At 65.6% G+C, this 22820-nt stretch carries 18 protein-coding genes and 1 pseudogene; 8 read left to right on the plus strand and 11 right to left on the minus strand.

Annotated elements, in window-relative coordinates:
- Positions 1–82 precede the first annotated feature (82 nt).
- On the plus strand, positions 83–535 hold the full coding sequence (locus CLU88_RS15605; protein ID WP_099657375.1) for a hypothetical protein: 453 nt from the start codon (positions 83–85) through the stop codon (positions 533–535).
- A 16-nt stretch (positions 536–551) separates the two neighbouring features.
- Here the strand turns inward: CLU88_RS15605 and CLU88_RS15610 are convergent, their stop codons facing one another.
- Entirely contained in the window at positions 552–1013 is a 462-nt protein-coding gene (locus CLU88_RS15610) for a surface-adhesin E family protein (protein ID WP_233205494.1), read from the minus strand.
- Positions 1014–1394: 381 nt separating this feature from the next.
- Here CLU88_RS15610 and CLU88_RS15615 point away from each other — a divergent pair, with 381 nt between their 5' ends.
- A complete protein-coding gene (locus tag CLU88_RS15615; RefSeq protein WP_099658930.1) occupies positions 1395–1715 on the plus strand; it encodes a DUF4148 domain-containing protein in 321 nt (106 codons plus the stop codon).
- Positions 1716–2016: 301 nt separating this feature from the next.
- Here the strand turns inward: CLU88_RS15615 and CLU88_RS15620 are convergent, their stop codons facing one another.
- Positions 2017–2442, minus strand: a complete 426-nt coding sequence (locus CLU88_RS15620; protein WP_099657376.1) for a hotdog fold thioesterase — start codon at positions 2440–2442, stop codon at positions 2017–2019.
- Between the two features lie 195 nt (positions 2443–2637).
- Here CLU88_RS15620 and CLU88_RS15625 point away from each other — a divergent pair, with 195 nt between their 5' ends.
- Positions 2638–3792: an ABC transporter substrate-binding protein gene (locus CLU88_RS15625; protein ID WP_099657377.1), complete on the plus strand. Its 1155-nt coding sequence runs from the start codon at positions 2638–2640 to the stop codon at positions 3790–3792.
- A gap of 34 nt (positions 3793–3826) precedes the next feature.
- Here the strand turns inward: CLU88_RS15625 and CLU88_RS15630 are convergent, their stop codons facing one another.
- The 3 genes from CLU88_RS15630 to CLU88_RS15640 form a co-directional block, all read right to left on the minus strand.
- Positions 3827–4981: an ABC transporter substrate-binding protein gene (locus tag CLU88_RS15630; RefSeq protein WP_099657378.1), complete on the minus strand. Its 1155-nt coding sequence runs from the start codon at positions 4979–4981 to the stop codon at positions 3827–3829.
- Between the two features lie 220 nt (positions 4982–5201).
- Positions 5202–6716, minus strand: a complete 1515-nt coding sequence (locus CLU88_RS15635; RefSeq protein WP_199173463.1) for an acetyl-CoA hydrolase/transferase family protein — start codon at positions 6714–6716, stop codon at positions 5202–5204.
- A 209-nt stretch (positions 6717–6925) separates the two neighbouring features.
- Complete coding sequence (locus tag CLU88_RS15640) at positions 6926–8215, minus strand: solute carrier family 23 protein (protein WP_099657379.1); 1290 nt, start codon at positions 8213–8215, stop codon at positions 6926–6928.
- A gap of 139 nt (positions 8216–8354) precedes the next feature.
- Between CLU88_RS15640 and CLU88_RS15645 the strand changes: the two genes are divergently transcribed.
- A complete protein-coding gene (locus tag CLU88_RS15645) occupies positions 8355–9116 on the plus strand; it encodes a zf-TFIIB domain-containing protein (RefSeq protein ID WP_099657380.1) in 762 nt (253 codons plus the stop codon).
- On the opposite strand, the gene CLU88_RS15650 is transcribed toward CLU88_RS15645, so the two are convergent.
- From CLU88_RS15650 to ubiM, 3 genes are all read right to left on the minus strand, one after another.
- Positions 9113–10063: an intradiol ring-cleavage dioxygenase gene (locus CLU88_RS15650; RefSeq protein ID WP_099657381.1), complete on the minus strand. Its 951-nt coding sequence runs from the start codon at positions 10061–10063 to the stop codon at positions 9113–9115. The two genes, CLU88_RS15645 and CLU88_RS15650, sit on opposite strands and share 4 nt — an antisense overlap.
- A gap of 222 nt (positions 10064–10285) precedes the next feature.
- Positions 10286–10717, minus strand: coding sequence for a hypothetical protein (locus CLU88_RS15655; protein ID WP_099657382.1), 432 nt, complete (start codon positions 10715–10717; stop codon positions 10286–10288).
- A 226-nt stretch (positions 10718–10943) separates the two neighbouring features.
- Positions 10944–12293, minus strand: a complete 1350-nt coding sequence (gene ubiM, locus CLU88_RS15660) for a 5-demethoxyubiquinol-8 5-hydroxylase UbiM (RefSeq protein WP_143226022.1) — start codon at positions 12291–12293, stop codon at positions 10944–10946.
- Between the two features lie 599 nt (positions 12294–12892).
- Here ubiM and CLU88_RS15665 point away from each other — a divergent pair.
- Positions 12893–13723, plus strand: coding sequence for a M48 family metallopeptidase (locus CLU88_RS15665; RefSeq protein WP_099657383.1), 831 nt, complete (start codon positions 12893–12895; stop codon positions 13721–13723).
- 121 nt (positions 13724–13844) lie between these two features.
- Here CLU88_RS15665 and CLU88_RS15670 read toward each other — a convergent pair whose 3' ends face one another.
- A complete protein-coding gene (locus CLU88_RS15670; protein ID WP_099657384.1) occupies positions 13845–15569 on the minus strand; it encodes a right-handed parallel beta-helix repeat-containing protein in 1725 nt (574 codons plus the stop codon).
- 29 nt (positions 15570–15598) lie between these two features.
- Between CLU88_RS15670 and CLU88_RS23005 the strand changes: the two genes are divergently transcribed.
- A complete protein-coding gene (locus CLU88_RS23005) occupies positions 15599–15802 on the plus strand; it encodes a hypothetical protein (RefSeq protein ID WP_158235611.1) in 204 nt (67 codons plus the stop codon).
- A gap of 487 nt (positions 15803–16289) precedes the next feature.
- A pseudogene (locus tag CLU88_RS15680) lies at positions 16290–18487 on the plus strand (acetoacetate--CoA ligase).
- 233 nt (positions 18488–18720) lie between these two features.
- Here CLU88_RS15680 and CLU88_RS15685 read toward each other — a convergent pair.
- Together CLU88_RS15685 and CLU88_RS15690 are read right to left on the minus strand one after the other, a co-directional pair.
- Positions 18721–19743: a tripartite tricarboxylate transporter substrate binding protein gene (locus tag CLU88_RS15685; RefSeq protein ID WP_233205495.1), complete on the minus strand. Its 1023-nt coding sequence runs from the start codon at positions 19741–19743 to the stop codon at positions 18721–18723.
- 108 nt (positions 19744–19851) lie between these two features.
- Complete coding sequence (locus CLU88_RS15690; RefSeq protein WP_233205496.1) at positions 19852–21900, minus strand: acyl-CoA synthetase; 2049 nt, start codon at positions 21898–21900, stop codon at positions 19852–19854.
- A gap of 213 nt (positions 21901–22113) precedes the next feature.
- Between CLU88_RS15690 and pssA the strand changes: the two genes are divergently transcribed.
- A complete protein-coding gene (pssA, locus tag CLU88_RS15695) occupies positions 22114–22740 on the plus strand; it encodes a CDP-diacylglycerol--serine O-phosphatidyltransferase (RefSeq protein ID WP_099657386.1) in 627 nt (208 codons plus the stop codon).
- Positions 22741–22820: the final 80 nt, after the last annotated feature.

The raw sequence follows: 22820 nt of genomic DNA on the forward strand, positions 1-22820 counted from the left end.
GTCTGGGCTGCTGGCATGGCTGCAGAGCTGCGGGTACGATGAATAGATCGCCAAAAGGCTCCAACCTCCTTCTGCCACTGCCATGGACAGTCACCGCACTTCAGCCCGCTGGGTCAACGAGGAACATCCTTTTTCTGGCAAGTTCGGTTGGCTCGGCGTGGCCTTCCCCTGCGCCATGGTGGCTCTGGGTTTCTATTGGGAGGCGCCTGCTTTGGGTTGGTTGGGCGCTGCGGTTTTGCTGATCCAGGCGCTGGGGTACCGCAAGTGGCAAGCAGAGGGGGCGCTGATGGCCCAGGCGCAAGCCTCTACGGACTGGATGCCTGCACGATTGGCCCACGAGCAGTTCTCCAGCGAATGGGGATGGAAGCTGGAGGTATCGCTGCCCGACGGGGCAGCGGTGTGGCTCCTGACGTCGACGGGTGATTTCCGCAAAGAGTTGCCGCTGCCTGTCGAGGTCTGCGATATCGGCGAAGATCTGGTGGTGATTCGCTACGAAGACCGCCTGGTACTGACCCGGGTGGAGTCTCGCAGTTAGTGCTGCTTACCGCCCATCAACGGACGGCTGGCCGTGCCTTGCACGCGGCTTTGATCAGCCGCTTGTAGGGCTGACCGGGCACGTCCTTGAACAGCACGGGAGCCTGACCTTCCTCGTAGTTTTCCTTGGCAATCGCAGGCCCTTGCCATTGGGGCCCTGCATGGTACGAAAGCCAGAGATACCACGCCTTTTGTGCCGTGCAATCCACGCTGACTTTGGCCACGTAGGAGCGGTATTTTTGTCCTCGGAACGACGTGCGCTGGTGGCTGCGTGATACGCGCAAATCCAGCAGCACACGCTCGCCCAGGGACGTGGGGGCGGGCAGTACTTCGATCAGTTCCCCGTTTTTTTCGCTGGGGTCTCCCAGCACGGCGAACCAAGGCTCTGCCGATGCCGCCACGGGAGCTGCCAATGCCAACAGAATCGAGCCATGGATCAGAAAGCGGAACACCACATTGCCTTTGATGGAGTGCGTCACGCAGGCTGAGGCGGGTGGGAGGCGTGAGCGGGTTGGCCGATCGTAACGGATGGTGGTCAGCCGCCGAAAGACTGCTTTGGCGACAGGGCAGTCCGCCGACCTTTTGTTGGCCAAAAGGCTGGCCGGCTGGGGTGTCGACACACTTCTTTACATCATGTTCATCGGTGTATTGAATCCAAAAAGTTCCGTTTGATTGTTTCAATTTCATGAACATTTCGTTCCACGGAAGGGCGTTTATCTCCGTGGAAACCCTAGATACAGTTCATCCCATCGATGAGCGACGCGTTCAACTGGCGCTCACCGACGCAGGTTGCACTGGCCTCCGCCCTCTGGGTGGTCTCCTCTGGCCCGCATCTGACTGTTGATATGAAAGGTATGACCATGAAGAAGAACTATCGCACTCTCGCCGCCCTGTCCGTTCTGGCCCTGAGCTCCTTGGCTGCCCAAGCCCAATCGGTGGGCGCTTTTGGTGAAGGCTCCAACTACCCCGCAGCCGCATCGGCCCAAGGCACGCTGACCCGCGCCGCAGTGGCTGCCGATCTGGCCGCTGCCCGCGCCAATGGCACGATGCCGCACGATGCCGAAGGCTCTGACGTTGCTTACAGCGACGCCTCTGCGCACGGTTCCCGCAGCCGCGCTGAAGTGCGCGCCGAAGCGATTGCCGCTGCCCGCGTCCATCAAACCGACCGCGGCGAGTTCTGATCGAACGGCGCTGCCCCGAGAGGGCACCCCAAAAAAGCCCGCAAGGCCTGCCTTGCGGGCTTTTGCGTTTGGGGATGTATTGGCATGGGGTCGTGACGGCGACAAGCCTTTTGGAAACCTCTGCGCTCATTAGCGTGCACCCGGCACCCGTGGCCTCAGTCGGCCTGCTTCTCAAGTCAATGCGCGCAATAGAGGCAAGAGCGATGGCTGTGCCTTGCGACCGGCAGTCCTCGTCAATCTGCGGCGCGGAATGACTGCTCGATTTGCGCCGAGGCTCCCGGGTGCGAGCCTGGCAACAGGCTTAGCCCTTGGGCGCCAACACGGCCATGGTGATGCGCGAGACGCAGGTCAGCTCGCCCGCGTCGTTGACCATGTCAATCTGCCAAACCTGCGTGGTGCGGCCAATGTGCACTGGCCGTGCCGTGCCGGTGACCCAGCCGCTGGTGGCTGCGCGCAGGTGGTTGGCGTTGATGTCCAGCCCCACGGCACGGTGGCCTTCGGGGCTGGCGTAGTAGGCGCCCAGCGAGCCCAGGGTCTCGGCCAGCACCACGCTCACGCCGCCGTGCAGCAGGCCAAACGGCTGGCGGGTGCGCTCGTCCACGGGCACGCGGCCACGCACGAAGTCGTCGCCCACTTCTGTCAGCTCAATGCCCAGGTGGCTGGTGGCGGTGTTGGCGCTGGTGTCGTTCAGGCTTTGGACGGAGATGGGCTTTTTCCAGATGGACATGGGTGCGGGTTCCTGTCGGTGCATGAGGGATGTGCGAATGAGGCTGCACGGTGCTTGCAGAGACAGCCTAAGGGTTGATTCTCTGGCGCTCCCGCAAGCCACCGCATAGATTGCCGTGTTGCCCTGTGTTCGGGGCACTGGTGGCGGCAGGTCGGTCGCGTGCCATTGTGGTCAATTCTCAGGAGTCCGTGTTCTATGCTGCGTCGCCAATTTGTCACCCATGCCCCTCGTCTGGTTGCTGCCCTGGCAGCCCCTGCACTGGTGCGCAATGTGTTTGCGCAAGAGGGCGGCATCAGCAGCAAGAGCCTGACGATTGGCTGCTCGGCTGCACTCACCGGCCCGTTGGCAGGCTTTGGGCAAGACATCAAACTCGGCGCCGAAGCCGCGCTGGCACAAATCAACGCGCGTGGCGGCATCCATGGCCGCGCGGTGCAACTGCAGGTGGTGGACGATGGCTATGTGCCCCAGCGCACCACCGAGAACATCCAGCAAATCATCAGCCAGGGCAGTGCGTTTGCACTGATGTCCTGTGTGGGCACGCCCAACAACGCAGGGATCCTGCCTTTGATCGACGAAGCGGGCATTCCGTATGTGGCGCCGTTCACCGGGGCATCGTCGCTGCGCAAGGGCTCACGCAACGTGTTCCATGTGCGCGCCAGCTACACCGACGAAGTGCGCCGCCTGGTGCAACGCCTGGCGGGCATGGGGCTCAAGGACATCGGCATCGTGAACCTGGACAACGCTTATGGGCGCGAAATGCTGGAAGACTCCACGCGCTTTTTGGCAGAGCAGGGCCTCAAGCCACTCGTGCAGGCGGCTCTGGCCACCGATGGCAAGAACCTGAGCGATGTGCTGGCCAAGGTAGGCCAGGCGCGCCCGGCGGCGGTGCTGTTGGCTACGGCAGGTTCGGCATCGGTCGAGCTGGTGCGCGGGCTGAAAAAGAACCTGCCCGGTGTGTTGATGGCGGGCCTGAGTGTGACCCTGACGAGCGATGGCCTCAAACAACTGGGCGATGCGGGCAGTGGTTTGGCGGTCACCATGGTGATGCCTGACCCCAACCGCGCCAAGACCGCGCTGGTGCGCGACTACCAGGCCGCCATGCGTGCCAAGGGTGTGCAAGAGTTCAACCTGGGCACGTTGGAGGCCTACGTCAACACCCGCGTGCTGGCCGAAGGCCTGGAGCGTGCCGGCGCCGACCCTACCCGCAGCAAGCTTCGCACCGCGCTGGCGGGCATTCGCAACCTGGACCTGGGGGGGCTCACCATCGACTACGGCGGCCAGGCCCCTTACGTAGGGTCCCGGTTTGTCGATATGGGTGTGCTCAACGGCTCGGGCCGTTTCGTCGGCTGATTGCCAGCGCGAGCACCCCCACTAATGGGCTGAATCAGCCGACCACGCGGCCGTTGGCGCCCAGGATGCCCAGGTCCACAAAGCGCGAGCCCACGTAGGGTGCGCCGCCGCTGAAGTCCACCGTCATGCCTCCCATGTCGTGGCTGCGCAGGCTCGCCAAGGCAGAGCGCAGCTTGCCACGGGTCAGCTCGCGGCCTGCGCGCTCCAGGCCTTCGGCCAGCACGCGGGCGTTGACATAGCCTTCAAAGCTGCGGGCTGAGAATTCCTGGAAGCCCGCAGTGCGCATGGCCTTTTGGTACTCACGCACCAGTGCCACGCTGGTGCGGCCTGAGTCGGGCAACACCATTGACAGGGCCAGGCCTGCCGTCTTGCCACCCAACTGGCGCAGGTTGTCACCGCTCAAGGCCACGCTGGTGGCGGCCAGTGGGGTGCTGGGCGATACCTTCTTGAATTCATTGACCAGTGCCGCCGTCACGTCACCGGCCGTGCCCAGCAGCACGGCCATGGGCTTGGCCGCCACGGCCTGGCCCACCACGCTCTCAACGCCCTTGCCCTCTGCATCCAGCTTGAACGCCTTGGGCGCCGTCGTCTGGCCGGTGGACTTGAGGGCCGCCGTCACATCGGCCAGAAACTCGCGGCCGAAGACGGTGTCCTGGTACACGATGGCCAAATCGGTGATGCCCATGGAAAAGAGCTTTTGCGTCAGGCGCTGGGCTTCGTCCGAATAGCTGGCACGCACATGGAACACCGAGCGGTGCTCGGCCTTGCGCAGCGATGTGGCCCCGCTTTGGGGGGCGACATAGGGGATCTGGGCTTCGTCCACCAGGGGCAGGATGCGCTGGTTGTTGGGGGTTCCCATGCAAGAGATCAGCGCGACGGTATTGGCGTCGGCAATCAGCTTGCGGGCGTTGTCTTCAGAACGTTTGGCGTCGTAGCCATCGTCCAGTGCCACCAGCTTGATCTCGCGGCCATTGATGCCCTTGGCATTGACCTGCGCCAGACCGGCATCCAGGCCTTGCTTGAGTTCGCGGGCCAGGCTGGCCAAGGGGCCTGTCAGGCCCAGGGAACAACCGATGGACACGGTCTTGCTGTCCATGGGGTCTTGCACGCCCACCGCACGCGAGGCGGTGGCAAAGAGAAGGCCTGCGCTGGTGGCCACCAGCGATTGTGTGAATTGACGACGTTGCATGGCTGTGAAATCCGCAAGTAAAACAGCCGACCTCTGAGGGAGGTCGGCTTAAGTCATGAAGGGGGTGGGGCCGTGCGAAGGCCTGAGATTCCCAGGCGAATAGCCTAGGGTTAACCCTAATTTTACCGGGTGGTAGAGGATTTCTGCAAGCGCAGCGTCCGCGAGCGGCAGCGGCAGGGCTGCCCTCGGCGCGGTTTGCTGGGCGGCTGGCGCCCCCGGCTCAGCGCATGGAGCCTGTGTCCACGTACCGTTGGTGCCAGGACAAGGCCTCGTTCAGCAGGTGTGGCGTATGCTGGCCCGTGGCACCTTTGCGGGCGCGGGCCAGGTAGTCGCGCAGCGCGGGGCGGAAGTCCGGGTGGGCGCAGTGCTCGATGATGAGTTCGGCCCGCTGTGTGGGCGAGTGCCCGCGCAGATCGGCCAGGCCTTGCTCAGTCACGATGACCTGTACATCGTGCTCGGTGTGGTCCACATGCGAGACCATGGGGACGATGCTGGAGATGGAGCCACCCTTGGCCAGCGAGGGCGTGACGAAAAACGAGAGGTAGCAGTTGCGGGCAAAGTCGCCCGAGCCGCCAATGCCATTCATCATGCTGGAGCCCATGATGTGGGTGGAGTTGACGTTGCCGTAGATGTCCGCCTCGATCATCGCGTTCATGCCGATGATGCCCAGGCGCCGCACCAGCTCGGGGTGGTTGCTGATCTCCTGGGGGCGCAGCAGGATGCGCTCGCGGTAGAAGTCCAGGTTGCTCGCAAACTCGGCCAGCGCAGCGGTGGACAGCGAGATGGCGGTGGCCGATGCCGAAGCCATCTTGCCGGTGCGCAGCAAGTCGAGCATGCCGTCTTGCAGCACTTCGGTGAAACCGGTCAGCCCCTCAAAAGGGCTGTCCTGCAGGCCCGCCAGCACGGCGTTGGCCACATTGCCCACCCCTGATTGCAGGGGCAGCAATTGCTTGGGAAGGCGGCCCTTCTGTACCTCGGCCAGCAAGAAGTCGATGATGTGCGAAGCGATCTTTTGCGACACTTCGTCGGGCTTGGCAAACACGGTGTTGCGGTCGCTTTGGTGGGTGCCCACCACGGCCACCACCTTGGCGGGGTCTACGCGCAGGTAAGGCTCGCCAATGCGCTCGTGGGGCTGCGTGAGCGGAATCGGCTTGCGGTGCGGCGGCAGGGCCGTGCCGTAGTACACATCGTGCATGCCCTCCATGGCCTCGGGCACCATGGAGTTCACTTCGATGATGACTTTGTCGGCCAGGTCCAGCCAGGTCTTGTTGTTGCCCACGGCGGTGGAGGGAATCAGACGCCCATCGGGAAGAATCCCCAGCACCTCGATGACCGCCACGTCCAGATGGCCCAAAAATCCAAACCAGGCATGCTGCGCCACGTGCGACAGGTGCATGTCATTGAACTGCATCTTGCCCGTGTTGATCTTTTCGCGGCAGATGGGGTCGGACTGGAACGGCAGGCGCATGTCGATGCCATCCACCTTGGCCAGGGCTCCGTCCAGCTCGGGCGCGGTGGACGCGCCCGTCCACACATTGATGCGAAACGACTTGCCCGCTGCGTGTTCGGCCTCAATGCGTTTGGCCAGCGCCAGCGGAATCGCCTTGGGATAACCCGCCCCGGTGAAGCCGCTCATCCCCACGTTGGCCCCTGCCGGAATCAACGCTGCGGCCTCTTCTGCCGTCATGATGCGTGAGTGAAAGTCGGGGTAACGAACGCGCTCTGCCAGGGTCATGGGGGCCATCTCCGGTCAAAAAAAATACCGCCCCACAGGGCGGTTCTGTCTTCTACAGGGCAAATGGTAACGACCGTGTAAACCCTGTCAGTGATTACCCTCAAATGCCCCCGTGAAAGTCAGGGGGCGTCAGGCTTGCGTCAAATTTGCGGCGGAGATCTGCAGGGGCTGTCTGCACATCTCCTGTGCGCCGTGGGTTGTTGCGTCAGTCAGTCTGTAGACCGATTGAGCAGCGCGTACAACACGATGGCGCCGAACGTGGCGGTACCGATGCCGCCGAGGGCGAAGTCGCCGAACTTGAGCGTGAAGTCGCCCGTGCCCAGGATGAGCGTGATGGCGGCCACGATCAGGTTCTTGTTCTGCGAGAAGTCCACCTTGTTGTCCACCCAGATCTTGGCGCCCGCCACGGCGATCAGGCCGAACACCACGATGGAGACACCGCCCATCACCGGCAGGGGGATGGTTTGGATCAACGCGCCGAACTTGGGGCTAAAGCCCAGCACCAGCGCAAACACACCGGCCAGCAGGAACACGGCGGTGGAGTAAATCTTGGTGGCGGCCATCACGCCGATGTTTTCGGCATAGGTGGTCACACCCGTGCCGCCTGCGCTGCCGCTGACCATGGTGGCAATGCCGTCACCGATGAAGGCGCGGCCCATATAGCGGTCCAGGTCCTGGCCCGTCATGGCCGTGACGGCTTTGACGTGGCCCAGGTTCTCGGCCACCAGGATGATGGCCACAGGGGCGATGAGCAGCATGGCGTTGGCGCTGAACACGGGTGCGGCAAAGTTGGGCAGGCCAAACCAGGCCGCGTTGGCCAAGGCCGACAGGTCCATGGGCTTGCCCAGGCCCAGGCCGTTGGTCAGCACTGCATAGGCGATGCTGGCCACGATGAGCCCCACCAGAATCAGCAGGCGCTGCACCATGCCGCGCGTGAGCACGGCCACCAGGCCCACGCACACAAAGGTCAGGGCCTGCATCCAGCTGTCAAAGTTGCTCGCGGCCATGTTCTTGATGGGGATGCCCGCCAAGTTCAGGCCAATCACGGCCACCACCGAACCGGTGACCACCGGGGGCATGCAGCGCTCGATCCAGCCCGTGCCTACGGCCTGCACCAGCACACCGATCAGGGTGTAGACCAGGCCGCAGGCAATGATGCCGCCCAGTGCCACACCAATGTTGGCATTGGCGCCCTTGCCTGCGTAACTGGTGGCTGCAATCACCACGCCAATGAAGGCGAAGCTCGAACCCAGGTAGCTGGGCACTTTGCCGCCGGTGATCAGGAAGAAGATCAGCGTGCCCAGCCCACTCATGAGGATGGCCACGTTCGGGTCAAACCCCATGAGGATGGGGGCCAGCACGGTGGCGCCGAACATGGCGATGACGTGCTGCACGCCCATCACGGCGGTTTGCGGCCAGGGCAGGCGCTCGTCGGGGCCGACCACGCCGCCCCGCTCCAGCACGTCGGGGGTTTTGACTTTCCAGTCCATGAATCCCATGGTGTTTCCTTTATTGTGAAAATTTGTGTGCTGGATGCTAGTGGATTTCGGGGCGCAGAAGCGGCCGCTGTGCGTGGGCGGGTTGTGAGGTGGGTGGACGGTTACGATGGCGCGTCACTTCCCGTCCAGCCGCTACGCCATGAAACCCTCTTCGCTTTGCCCCTCGTGCCGCCAGCCCATGCAGACCCAGACGCTGGCGGGCCACGACCATGGCAGGGGCCAGAGCGCGGTGGAGCTGGACCTGTGCTTTGCCTGCCAGGGCATCTGGTTTGACCACCGAGAGAACCTGAAGCTGCATCCCCAGGCGGTGGTCGAGCTGTTTGCGCTGCTGCACCAGCACCGCACCGATGAGCGCAGGCCGTTGCAGCACAACCTGGCCTGCCCGCGCTGCGTGCGGCCCCTGTCGCAGGGCTATGACATGGTGCGCAGCGGGCGCTACATGGTGTACCGCTGCGCGCAGCAGCACGGGCGCTTCAGCGCGTTTTCTTCGTTCATGGTCGAGAAGGGCTTCGTGCGCCACCTCACCCGCGCCGAGGTGCAAGACCTGGCGCGGCGGGTGGATGCCATCTACTGCACGGGCTGCGGTGCGCCGGTGGACATTCGCAAAGACCACGCCTGCCCGCATTGCCGGGCGGCGTTTTCGCTGATCGACCCGGAGGCCGTCAAACGCGCCCTGGAGGGCTATCGCGTGGCTTCGGCGGCCAAGGTGCCTGGCGCCGCCGGTGACGGGGCGCCGCGCCCCGACCTGGCCGACGCGCTGATCATGATCGAGCGCGACCGCAACCGGGCCGAGCGCGAACAGCAAAAGCGCCGCTTCACGCAAGAGGACGACCGCACCGTCACCGGCGATCTGCTGACCGCCGGGGTGGGCCTGGTGGTGGGGTTGCTGCTGGGCGGTTAGGCCGCCACACCCACTTGCAGCACAGCGGTGTAGCCACCGTTCACCGTACCGCTGGTGTCGGCGATTTGCAAGGCGCCACTGTCGTCGCTGAACACGTTGTCGGACGCCAGCGAGGTGCGCGCGTAGTTGGTGCGGCTGGTGGCGTAGGCGGTGGTGGCGTACACCTCGGCCATGGCGGCGGGGGTGAAGGTCAGCTGCGAGGTCTTCACATCGTTGTTGCCCGAGGTGGCCACCGACAGGCTGCGGTACACCTCGAAATGCACATGCGGATAGCGCCCGTCGTAGCAGCCAGGGAAGATGGTGGTGAAGCTCACCTCGCCATTGGCGTCGGCCACCTGCACGCCGCGCAGGTAGTTTTCGTTGGTGATGCCGGTGCTGTACATCGAGTAGTTGCCGTCGCGGTCGCAGTGCCACAGGTACACGGCGTAGCCTGCCAGGCTGGCGCAGTTGGCGCTGGCGTTGACGAGCTTGAGCCGGATGGTCAGCGGCACGCCCGCAGCCGTGGTGCTGGTGGTCAGGCTGCTGCGGATGTCGCTGCGCACAATGCCCGACAGCAGCAGCGCGTTGGCCACGGTGCCGCCACTGCTGTTGGTGCCGTCGCCGGGGTAGGGGCCTGCTGTTTCGCTGGGGATGGTGCTGCAGGTGGTGGTGCCGGTATCGGTGCCCGTGCCCGTTCCGGTCCCTGTGCCGGTTCCCGTACCACTGCCAGAGCCTGTTCCCGTGCCGGTCCCGGTCCCGGTCCCCGTGTCTGTCGTGGTGTCCGTGGCCGTGGTGGCGTCGCTGCTGCCGCCGCCGCAGCCCCACAGGGAAAAGGGCACGCTGGTGCCCACAGCCAGCCAGCGCAGGGCTTTGCGGCGTTCGGTCAACCGGTGCAGGTCTTGTGCCAGGCCGCCGTAATGCGCGTTGGGGGCGGCTGCGGGGGCGAGGTGGGGGGTGGTGCGGTCCATCGTGTGCTCTCTCTCTGGGTGGTTGCGGTTCAAGCAACGCAATCTAGAGAGCCCACTGCACCTCCTTTTTGCTGGGCCGTAAAGATTCGGTAAAACCAGGGCGAGCAGGGAACTGTGTGGTTCTAAGCAAAAACAGGCTCCAGCGCTTTTTCCATAAGCGCTAGCAGCTATAAATTTAGTAGCAATTGGCGGCGCAAAGGCAGGCTGATCCCGCTCCGGCCCTCAGGCCTTGGCGGGCTTGCGTGTGCTTTTGGCGGGCTTCTTCTTGGCCGTGCCGCCCTTTTTGCCGCGCAGGTGCAGGCCCCAGCCCACCAGCAGCCACAGGTAGGACGCCAGCACCGAGTAGGCCGCGATGGCGGGCAGCGACAGCGGCGGTGCGGTGAGGGAGCGGGGGTTGCTGAGGGTTTCAAGCAACTGCTTGGTGCCCGTGCCCAGCACGGGCACGGTGGGCGCGCTGCCCGCGCGGGCCATGCGCGCGGCCATGAAGACAAAGAACTCCATGAGCAAGGCGCCGATCAGGTAGCAGGCCAGCAGGGACATCAGGAAGGCGAACGCCCGGCGGTCACCCTTGGCCAGAAAGACGATGGCCGACACCAGCACCAGTGCGGGCAGCAGCAGGACCACGGCGGGCCAGGCGGAGAGGAGTGTTTGCATAGCAGCGGTGGAAATGCGGGGGCTGAGGCCCGTGGGGACGCCAGATGCCCAGGGTTCGTCTCAAGGGCCGATTTTGCGCCTGTCGGGCGCGGCTGCCGATGATAGTGGTCCGGCCGCGCCGCAGCGACCAAAGCACCGACCACGAGGTAAGCAGGTTTTACAAAGCGGCCGCTTGTGCCGCTTGTGCCGCTTGTGCCGCTTGGCACGTGGGCACAGCCCCTGCCCGTCACCCGCGTGGCCGGGCGGCGGCCAGCGCGTTGCCCAGCCGGGCCAGGGGCGCTTGCCAGCGGGGGGCTTTGCCGGTGAGCTGGGCCACGATGGCCGCCTTGAGCGGCGGCAGGCGCCGCGCGCCTTGCAGCACCAGCTGGCGCAGTGCACGGGGCAGGGGGCGCGCATCGGTGTACAGGCGCACGATGGCGTTGGTGCCCTGGTAAATGGGCCAGGCATGCAGGTGGTGGGCCCGCGCATAGGGCGCCAGCGCTGCCGCATCGCCCCAGTCCTGCCCGCGCTGGCGGGCGGCCACCAGGGCCTGCGTCAGCCGCTCCACCCCGGCCAGGCCCAGGTTGTAGCCATGGGCGGTAACGGGGTGCATGCCCACCGCCGCATCGCCCAGCAGCGCACAGCGTGGGCCGGTGAAGCGCTGCGCGTACACAGCCACCAGCGGGTAGGCGTGGCGCTCGCCCAGCAGCTCCATCGTGCCCAGGCGGTTTTGGAACTGGGCTTGCACCTCGGCCGTGAAGGCAGCGGGCTCTAGCGCCAGCATGCGGGTGGCATCGGCGGCCTGGGCGGTGACCACCACGGAGCACTGCGCTTGGCCCTCAGTGGCGCCGTCGGTCGCACCGGCGGCTACATCGGGCAGCGGCAGCACGGCCAGCGTGCGTTCGTAGCCAAAGCACTCGTGGGCGGTGTCGCCGTGGGGCTCGGCATGGCGCATGCGGCAGACGATGACGGTGCGCCCAAAGTCGGTCATCTGCGCACCAATGCCCAATTGGCGTCGGGCGGCAGAAAAGCGGCTGTCGGCCGCCACCACCAGGGGGGCGCACAGCCGCTCGCTGGGCTGCCCGGGCTGGGTGGCCAGGGCAAAGTCCACCTCGGCGTGAGTGGCCAGGGCGGCCACGCGGTGCACCTGCGCCCCGGCCACGATGCGCACGCCCGGTGTGCGGGCCGCCACCTGGTAGGCCGTGCGGCGCAGGGCGTGGTTGGGCACGATGAAGCCCAGCGGGGGGCGGGGGCCTGAGGCTGTGGTGCCCGCTGGGGTGTCGGCGGAGCCAAACCCATCGGGCGCCTGCAGTTGCATGGCGCTGTGCGCGCCCACGGGGCCGTCGTGCACTTCTGCAGTGCGGATGTGTCCGATTTCATGGGACGCCAGCGCGCCCCAGGTGCCCAGGCGCTGCAGCGTGGCCGCGCTGGGGTGGGTGAGGGCGATTTCCCGCCCGTCCGGGGCGGGCTGCTCCAGCGCTGCGGTGGGGTTTTGGTCCAGCACCGTCGCGGTAAAGCCGGCTTGCGCCAGCGAAATCGCCAGAGACAGGCCGGCAGGGCCTGCGCCCACGATGAGTACGTCGCTGTGCATGTGCATGGAATGGGTGGGGCGCGGCCCTGAAAAATGACGCTGGCATTGTGGCCCTGGCCTCGGCCCCGGGGCTTGCATTGCATCAAAGGGCGCCTGGATACCTGGGGACTCTCTGCACAAATCGCCGCGCCGTGTGCATCTGCGGTCTCGGGCGGTCTGCGGCGTTGCAAATACTCGCAATAGCGATGGCTATTGCTGCGCCGATTGCTCCAGTTTCGCGCCTTGCAGCCCATCCCGATCCGCAGCGCACACTTGGCCAGCTCGATTCGTGCAGAGGATCCCTGGGCTGTGCGGGGTGGTGCAATGGACGCGCCGAGCGTGAAATATGTAACGCAAAGTGATGTGCGTTGCGCCGCCCGATGGCCGCCAGAGCAGCGCCAGTGTTACAAAGTACGGCGCGTTTCAATCGCCTCCGTAAAGATACGAACGGTTGCAATTGAAGGGGCTGGGCAGGGCGTTTGGCGGGCGTGCGTGAAACAATTACGCCGCATTTGAAACAAGCCCCTGCCCGGGTTGCCAATGCTGCAAGGGGCCACGCGGCACCAGCGGTGTGGCAGGGGCGCGCTGCACTGAATTCACATCCATCCAAAGAGGGAAATCACACCATGAAACAACTGTCTTACATCGCCATGGCCTGCGCGCTGGTCTTGACGGGCTGCGCCACCACTGACGGGGGCTCTGCCGGTGGCCTGTCGGCCGTCTCGTCGGCCCTGGGCTCGACCAGCGCTGGTGGTTCGGGCGCCAGCAAGTCCGAGAACAAAGTGGGCGCAGCCCTGGATGTGTTCAAGGCCGCCACCGTGTCGGACGACGAACTCAAGTCCGTAGCCCTGCAGTACCGCGCCTATGGCGACCGCACTGAAAAGCTGGCCCCTGCCAACAACAAGTACTCTCAGCGCCTGGCCCGCCTGACGGCCAAGCACGTCAATGAAGATGGCCTCAAGCTCAACTTCAAGGTGTACCTGAGCAAGAACGTCAACGCCAACGCCACAGCCGATGGCTCCATCCGCGTCTATGCGGGCCTGATGGACATGATGAACGACCAGGAATTGTTGGGCGTCATCGGCCACGAAATCGGCCACGTCAAGCATGCCCACACCATGGGCGCGATGCGCACCGCCTACATGGCATCGGCCGGCCGCAAGGCCGTGGCCGCCTCGGGTGGCGCAGCGGCCAAGCTGGCGGACTCGGACCTGGGCGAGCTGGGCGAAAAACTGCTCAACAGCCAGTTCTCGCAAAGCCAGGAAACCGAGTCGGATGACTACGGCCTGGCTTTCATGCAAAAGCACAAGTACAACGTCAAGGCGATGGAAGGGGCCTTCCGCAAGCTGGCCTCCTTGGGCGGCAAGCAAGGTGGCATGGACCAGATGCTGTCCTCGCACCCCGATCCAGGCGCCCGTGCCGACCGCATGCGTGACAAGGCTGCAGGCAGCAAATAATGCTATCAATAAAATAGCTACTAGCGCTTTATACATAACCGCTAGAGGCCATTTTCAAATAAAAAGCCCCGCACTGCGGGGCTTTTTTTATGGGTTGGCAACGTGCTGGAGGGCGCTGGCCTCAGGGGTACTGGTGCCCCCGGCGCGTGCGCATTGCGTTTCCTGCGGGCAGACCCATGCCAGGCCCGCTGCCTGTGAGCACACTGGTGGTGCCCACCGTGCTGCCCGACGCGGCCGTGTCAAAGCCATAGGTGCCTTGCCACACGGCCCAGGTCATGTCGTTGCCTGTGCACTCGCTGTCCTTGAACGCCAGCGGGTGGGTGCTCTCCAGCAGGTTGGCTGCCACCGCAAGCTGGCTTGCCAGACCCGCCGGGCGGCTCTGGCAGGAAAGGCCTCCGTAGGGGCTCAAGCTGCCGTTGCTGATGATGTTGTGGCTGATGCGTGTGCCCGCACTGCTGGGGTTGAAGGGCCCCCAATTCAGGCCAATGTGCTGCTTGACGATGGTGTTGTGGTGCACGTCATGGTCGCGCATGGAGCAGGTCGATTGAAAGCACTGCACGCCCAGGTGGATCCCGGCATTGACGATCAGGTTGTGGTGAATGTGCACGTTGGCCGAGTTGTCCTGCGCGGAAATCTGAATCCCCATGGCGGTGCGGTTGGCGTCCGAGAAGGTGATGTAGTTCTCGCGGTAGGTGTTGTACTGCGAGTTGTCCTTGTCATGAAAGCCTCCGTACACCTTACCCAGGTTCAGCTGGTTGTTCTCGATCAGCGATTGGCCCGCGTCGAACAGCGTGGTGGCGTAGCCGTTGCCCACATAGGGGCCAAAGTCGTTGTCCTGGATGAGGAACTTGTGCCGCCAGGCCGGGCCGGAGTCGCCCCAGCCATGGATGAACGCAGGGTTCTCGCCGTTGTTGGTGGCTTCGCCATCGAGAAAACGCACATGCCGGATCACCAGCCCGGCCTTGCTCGGGTCGCTGACGATGCCCCACTGGGTGACGCCGGTGATGTCGAAACCTTCGATGCGCACCGCGGGTGCGATGTCGCTGCCCACGCTGATGTTGGTGGTCTTGTTGAAGTTCAGCGTCACCACCTCGTCCGGGTAGGCGAGAAACTGCTTGGCCTTGTTGTCGTACACCTTGATGTTGCCGGGCAGGTAAGTCCCTCTGCGCAGCACGATGGCCTGGTTGGGCGTGGAGTTGGCCAGCGCATAGGCCACGGTCTTGTAGGGCGCTGCCAGGGTGCCGCGCCCTGAAGCGTCTGTGCCATTCGGGTCCACAAAGAGAAAGCGCGAGGCCGTCGACTGGATCGTGAAGCTCTGCTCCAGCGTCTTTTGTGCAGCGCCACTGTCCTTGATCTCCAGGGTGAGCACGTAGGCGCCCTCGCTCGCCGGAGTGAAACGCACGGTGCCCCGGCGCCAGTCCAGCGAGACGCCTGAGGTGCTTTGCGCTACGCCGCCCAGGGTGAAGCTCTTGATGCGGTACTCGTACGGGAAGATTCCGCCCACCACGCCTGGGCGGCTTTCGTACGCAATGCCTGGGTAGGCGATGTCACGCAGGCCAAAGGACACGGCCAGCGCGGCGTTGGGCAATGTCTCGGGCAGGGTGAGGTGCGCGGCGCTGGTGTACATGCAGCGCACAAACACCGGCGCGCCATTGGCAGGCACGGAGGTGGGCGCCGCGCCGGACACCGCACACGCCTGGCCCGCAGGCTGTGCCAGCACACGCAAGTCCAGCGGCGCCCCGGCAGTCACCTGCGGTGCAAAGGTGTAAGGCTGGTTCAGCGTTGCATCCAGCGTGGCCGAGCCGTGCCCTAGCTTGAGCGTGCCACCCAGGCCGAGGCCTTGCACCCGCACATTCAGGGCGACCGGGCTGGCTGGTGCTGGTGCTGGTGCTGGTGCAGGAGCAGGAGCAGGAGCAGGAGCAGGAGCAGGAGCAGGAGCAGGAGCAGGAGCAGGAGCAGGAGCAGGAGCAGGAGCAGGAGCAGGAGCAGGAGCAGGAGCAGGAGCAGGAGCAGGAGCAGGAGCAGGTGTCGGTGTCGGTGTCGGTGTCGGTGTCGGTGTCGGTGTCGGTGCGGGCGTAGGCGTAGGCGTAGGCGCGGGTGTGGGTGTGGGAACCGGCGTCGGCGTGGGCGTTGTCGGTTGCACGGGCGAGGGGGCGGGTTCCGGGTTCGCCGTGGTCACGGTGTCTTGTGTGCCGCCGCCGCAGGCGACCAGGCCGGCGGTCAGCGTCCAGGCAAGCAGTGCCCGGCCGGTGGCATGGTGGCGGGGGCCTGCAGTGTGGGTTGGCAACAGGGGGGCGTGGGGCAGCATGGGGCTCAGATCCTGGGTCTGGTTTCAATCCGGCAGGCGCCGGGCTCTTTTTTTGGCTGCCGCTCGCTGGCGACCTCTCTCTCTGAGCGCGGATTCTGTGTCATCGGATGTCGTACGTGTCGCGTAGCCATCCCCACCTTGTTAAGGTTTGTAATTTTTGAGGCCCAGGTGCTGCGCCGCCGCCACAGGCGCTGTGAGTGTCAAACAGGTGACTGACCCGGGTGGCTTATGTGTTGATGCACTGCTAAGTTGCCGGGCATGGAGACACCACATATTTCTGACGGCCGGGGCACATCGGCCGAGGGCCCCACGCCGCCCTACATACCGCAAATCCGCCTGTACCAGCACTGGCTGCGCGATGTACGCGGCCTGCAGTTCGACAGCTACGACGCCCTGTGGCGCTGGTCCACCACCGAGCTGGATGCGTTCTGGCAAAGCGTGTGGGACTACTTTGACCTGCAGTCGCCCACGCCGCACACGGCCGCGCTGGCGTGCAACACCATGCCGGGGGCGCAGTGGTTCCCCGGTGCGCAGGTGAACTACGTGCGGCAGGTGCTGCGGCATGTCGATGCGGCCCAGGCTGCGGGTCTGCCCGCCATCGTCAGCCGCAATGAAAAAGGCCAGCACCGTGAACTCTCCTGGCCCGAGCTGCGCCGCCAGGTCGCGTCGCTGGCGTTGCATCTACAGGCCCAGGGTGTGCAGCCCGGCGACCGCGTGGCCGCCTACCTGCCCAACGTGCCGGAGGCCATGATTGCTTTCCTGGCCACCGCAAGCATTGGCGGCGTGTGGAGCATCTGCGCGCCTGACATGGGCACGCACGCGGTGCTTGACCGCTTCCGCCAGATCGAGCCCAAGGTGCTCATCAGCGTGGACGGCGTGACCTACGGCGGCCGCGACCACGACCGCACCGGCGTGCTGGCCGAGCTGCGCGCCGCGCTGCCCAGCGTGCAGCATGTGGTGCTGCTGGGCAACCTGGATGCTTCTATTTCGATAGCTGGTTGCGCTGATTGGACAGGCGCTACAGCCCAAAACGATGCAGAAACTACAGCCTTTGAGCCGATGTGGCTCCCGTTTGACCACCCACTGTGGATCGTCTACTCCAGCGGCACCACCGGCCTGCCCAAGCCCATCGTGCACGGCCATGGCGGCAGCATGCTGGTGGCGCTGCAGCTCAAGGTGCTGCACAACGACATTGGCTGCAGCTACGAGGCCAACAGCTTTGGCGAGCGCTACCACTGGTACAGCTCCACCGGCTGGGTGATGTGGAACGCGCAGATGAGCGGCCTGCTCTCGGGCACCACCTGCGTCATCTTTGATGGCAACCCCGGCGGCAGCAAGGAGCACCCCGACTGGGGTGTGCTGTGGCGCTTTGCGGCCGAGACGGGCGTGACGTTCTTCGGCGCGGGGGCTGCGTTCTTTGCCAACTGCATGAAGGCGGGCATCACGCTGGCCGACTATGGCGACCTCACGCGCATCCGCGCTCTGGGCGCCACGGGCTCGCCGCTGTCGCCCGAGGTGCAGCAGTGGGGCACGGCGCAGTTTGAGGCGCTGGGCACGCACGGCAACGCCGCAGCGCCGGGCCGCCCCAAGCAAGGCGCGGCCCCCTCGGGGGCAGCGACCCACACGCAGTGGGGGAGCGTGGGGGCGAACCGATCTGGTGGAACAACATCTCGGGCGGCACCGACTTTTGCGGCGCATTCATCGGCGGCAACCGCGAGATGCCCCAGGTGCCGGGTGAGATGCAATGCCGCATGCTGGGCGCGGCGGTGGAAGCCTGGAACGCCGAGGGCCAGCCGGTGACGGACGAGGTGGGCGAGCTGGTGTGTGCGCAGCCGATTCCGTCGATGCCGCTGTACCTTTGGGGCGACAAGGACGGGTCGAGGTATCTGTCGAGCTACTTCGACATGTACCCCGCAGGCCATGGCCGCCAGCCCGGCGGTGGTGACGGGCCTGCCCACATGGGCGCGGTGTGGCGGCATGGCGACTGGCTGAAGATCGACGGGGCCAGTGGCGGCTGCATCATCTACGGCCGCAGCGATGCGACCATCAACCGCCACGGCCTGCGCATGGGCACCAGCGAAATCTACAGCGCGGTCGAATCCCTGCCCGAGGTGCTGGACAGCCTGGTGGTGGACCTGGAGTACCTGGGCCGTGAGAGCTACATGCCGCTGTTTGTGGTGTTGCGCGCCGGGGTTGTGCTGGACGACGCATTGCGAGCCCGCATCAACGCCGCAGTGCGCACGGCGCTGAGCCCGCGCTTCGTTCCGGACGACCTCTTTGCCGTGGCCGAGGTGCCGCGCACGCTCAGCGGCAAAAAGCAGGAGCTGCCGATCAAGAAACTGCTGCTGGGCCAGCCCATCGAAAAGGTGGTGAACAAGGACGCGATGGCCAACCCGGGGTGCCTGGATTGGTATGTGGCGTTTGCGGCTCAGCGGGCGAGTGCGCTTCAAAAATAATAGCTGTTAGCGCTTGATGGATAAGCGCTAAAGCCTGTTTTTACCTGAAGTTCATCGTCTCAGACATATGCTGGGCTTTCTCGGCTCAGTCGCATCGCTTGCCCGGCTGAAGGCCCGGGCCCCGAACGTTCAACCCAGGGCACGCAGCCCTACCCGTGCCACCGTGGAGCCGGCTTCGCCGGGCCACGGGTGGCGTCCCCCTTCAGGGGGAAGCGGCGTAGCCGCTCAGGGGGTCAATCCAGTCTTGCCCCGGATGCCTTGATCAGACGCTCCCACACCGGGCGCTCTTTGTTCATGGCCGCAGTGAACATAGCGGGCGAGCTCTTTTGCACATCAAAGCCCATCGCTGCAATGCGCTGGGCCACGTCGGGCTGCTCGGTGGCTTTGCGCACCTCGGTGGCGATGCGCTCCAGGATGGCGGGTGGCGTGCCTGCAGGCGCACCAACGGCCAGCCAGCCGGCCACGCGGTAGGCCTCGTCGTTCAGACCCTGTTCTGCCAGGGTGGGCACATTGGGCAGGGTGCCCATGCGGCGCTCGCCGCTCACGCCAATCGCCTTGAGCTTGCCTGCGTCAATGTGGGCTTTGGCCTGCAGCGCGCTGGCAAAAGCAATCTGGATCTGCCCGCCCAGCAGGTCCTGCACCATGGGCGCCTCGCCCCGGTAGGCCACATGGCTCATGTCGGCGTTTTGCGATTGGCTCATGTACGCACCCGCCAGGTGTGGGTAGGCGCCCGTGCCATACGAGCCGTAAGACACCTTGCCTTTGTTGGCCGCGATGTACTTGAGCAGCTCTGGCCCCGTGGCTACGGGCACGCTGGGGTGGGCCACCAGCACCAGGGGTGCGATGGCGATCTGGTAGACGGGGGCAATGTCCTTCTCGGGGCTGTAGGGCAGCTTGGTGTAGAGGAACTGGTTGGTGAGCATGGAGTTGCTCAGCCCCAGCAGCAGGGTGTAGCCGTCGGGCGCAGCCTTGGCCACGGCGTCGGTGCCGATGATGCCGGCGGCGCCGGGCTTGTTGTCGATGACCAGCGGCTGGCCCAGGCCCACGGCCATCTTCTCGGCCAGCACGCGGGCCAGCACGTCGGTGGCGCCGCCGGGGGCAAAGGGCACCACCACCTTGATGGGCTTGCTGGGGTAGGCCTGGGCCAGTGCTGTGGTGCCCGTGCCTGCGGCGATGCAGGCTGCGGTGGCCAGGGCGGCCCCGCGCAGCCAGTGGCGGCGGTGCATCCAGCGGGGCATCAATGGGGAGGGGTGCATGCGATGTCTCCTGTCGTTGTGGTTGGCAAATCGTCAGCCTGGCTTGCTTTGCTGGGCGGGTGCCGGGGCAAGCCGCCAGCCCCGGCATGCAGCACCATCAGGGCCCAATCAGGTGGGCACAGGGGTGGCTGCAGCGCCCTGCGCTACCACCGTGATGCGCAAGGGCAGGGGGGCCAGCACTTCGCGCAGCGCGGTCAGCCGTGCCGCGTTGTCTGCGCCAGGGGTGGGGGCTACGGTCACGCGCACGGCGTTATCCCCTTCGGCCTGGATCTGGACCTGTGCTTGCGCCGGGTTCAGGTCGGCCATGGTGGGCAAAGCGGCCATGGCGGCTTGCACCGCCTGGCACGCTGCGCGCTGTCGCAGCTCGGGCTTGTAGATCTTGCCGACGTTGGTCACCGGCATGTGCTCGATCACCTGCACCCAGCGCGGGCGGGCCACGGCCTCGTCCACGCGTTCGGCGGTGAAGGCCATCAGCTCTGCTTCTGTCACCTGCACGCCGGGCCGCAGGGTGGCGTAGACCACGGGCAGCTCGCCCGCATAGGCATCGGGGGCGCCCACGGCGGCGCACAGCTGCACCGCGGGGTGGGCGCCCAGCGCGTCTTCGATCACCTTGGGGTCGATGTTGTGGCCGCTGCGGATGATGAGGTCCTTGGAGCGGCCGCTCAGGTGCAGGCGCCCTTGCTCGTCCACAAAGCCCAGGTCGCCGGTGGCCAGCCAGCCATCGTGCGTGAAGGCCTTGGCCGTGTCGGCCGCATCGAGAAAGCCCGAGAACAGGTTGGGCGACTGGAACAGCACCATGCCCGGCTGGCCGAGCGGCAGGTCCTGGTCGGACGCGTTGCCCTGCGCATCGAGCGCCACCACGCGCAGCTGGGTGTACGGCAGCCGCCAGCCCACGCAGCCTGCGGGCGCGTTGACGCCGGGCGGGGTGATGGTGGAGATGCCCGCCATCTCCGTCATGCCCAGGCTTTCGTGGATGTGCAGGCCAAAGAGCCGCTCAAACCGCGCCGCCAGCTCGGGCGCCAGGATGGCCGCGCCGGTGCGGCAGTAGCGCAGGGTGGCAATGTCGGCCCCGTCCAGCGGCACATTGGCCAGCGCCGCCAGCACTGTGGGCACGGCAGACAGGTAAGTGCAGCGGTAGCGCTCCACGAGCCGCCAGTAGTTCGCAATCACCTCGCGGTTGCGGAACAGGCCGGTGGTGGGGATGATGGTCTCCACCCCCGCAGACAGCGCCGCCAGCGAGCCCGGCAGCACGCCCGCCACATGGAACAGCGGGTAACCGTTGATGCCCACGTCCTCCGGCCGTATGCCCTGCATCTGCACGCTGCCCCAGGCGGTGAACACCTGCGCGCCGTGGCTGTGGCGCGCCAGCTTGGGCGCACCCGTGGTGCCGCCGGTGTGAAAGTACGCGGCGATGTCAGTGGCCACAATGCGGCGGCCGCTCACCAGGTGGTCGCCCGGGTGCTGGTGGCGCGCGGCCAGGTCCACCACGCCAGCGGGCAGGGCGGTTGTTGTACCCGGTGCCTCATCGTGCGGGGCCACGCGCAGCACCGTAGTCAGGGTGGGGACCAGTGCGCGTAGGCGCAGCGCTTTGCTCCAGTAGCCCAGGTCGCCCTCGCCGCCGTAGGCAATCAGCACCTTGGCCCGGGCCAGGGTCATCATGGCCGCGATCTTCTCGTCGGTGAGCATGGGGTTGAGCGGCTGCACGATGCCCGCCGCCTCGCCGCCCCACAGGGCCAGGTGGTATTCGAGGCAGCCGGGCAGCAGCACGGCCACGGCGTCCTGCGGGCCCACGCCCAGGTGGTGCAGCAGGTTGGCTGTCTGGTGGATGCCGGTGAGCAGTTGCGCATACGACCAGCGGATGGGCTCGGCAGCCGGGTCGGCGGTGGGCAAAAAGGCCAGCGCCGTCTTGTCGCCAAACGCCGCCGCCGAATTCACAAAAATTTCGTAGGTGCTTTGCACCGGTAGCGCCTCGGCCAGGGGGCGGGCTTCGAGCCGCTGCACATCCTGCAGGCTGCGGATGGGGAAGGCGCGGGAGAACGGGGCGGCAGAGGGCGCAGGAATGGGGACTGCAGGGGCCGAGGATGGGGGCTGTGGCGGCGTCAGCCCGCTCTGGGGCTGGTGGGTGCGTTCGTGCAGGCGGTTCCCGGTGGTGTGCATGGTGTATGTCTCGCTGGTCCTGGCGCCACTGTGCCGTGGCGTGTGGCCACAGTCTCGCTGCGTGCGGGCGCAAAAGCAGTCGCGCAAATGTCAGTGGGGGTCAGTGGGGGGCCGTGGGGGCCTGCGGAGGCAGCCAGGGGTTACCCGGGGCCGGGGTGGCGCCGCGCCCATAATGGGAAGTGTTGTCACTGCGCGCTCAGGGCGCTCTTTTTCATGAATACTCCCCAGCACCCCAAACGCTTTTCCATGATCCGCGAATTCCATCTGGCCGACTGGTTCACCCTCGGCAACGCGGTCTGTGGCGTGGGGGCTCTGTTTTCGGCCATGTCGTACCTGGCCACGCACGATGTGGTGCACATCTACTTTGCCGCCGCCCTGGTGCTGGCGGCGCTGATCTTTGACGTGCTCGATGGCCGCATCGCCCGCTGGCGCCAAAAAAGCTCGGCCATGGGCCGCGAGCTGGATTCGCTGGCCGACGTGATCTCGTTCGGCGTGGCGCCCGCCATCATTGCCTACGGCTGCGGCATGCAGGGCCTGTACGACCGCGTGGTGCTGGCCTACTTTGTGGCCTGCGGCGTCTCGCGCCTGGCGCGCTACAACGTCACGGCCGAGACGCTTTCGGAAGGCACGGGCAAGGTCAAGTACTTTGAGGGCACGCCCATTCCCACCTCCATCGTGCTGGTGGGCCTGCTGGCCCTGGCCGCAGCACAGGGCGCGGTGGGCGCCAACCTGTGGGGTGGCCGTGTGGTGCTGGGGGGCTTTACGCTGCACCCGCTGGTGCTGTTGTTTGCGCTGTCAGGCTCGCTGATGATCAGCCGGATCAAAATCCCGAAGCTGTAATTTGCTATCAATAAAATAGCTGCTAGCGCTTATTTGGTAAGCGCTAGCAGCTATTTTTTATGCAAATGGGTGGGTTGGCC

Source organism: Acidovorax sp. 56 (genome assembly GCF_002749705.1).
GTDB lineage: Bacteria > Pseudomonadota > Gammaproteobacteria > Burkholderiales > Burkholderiaceae_C > Acidovorax.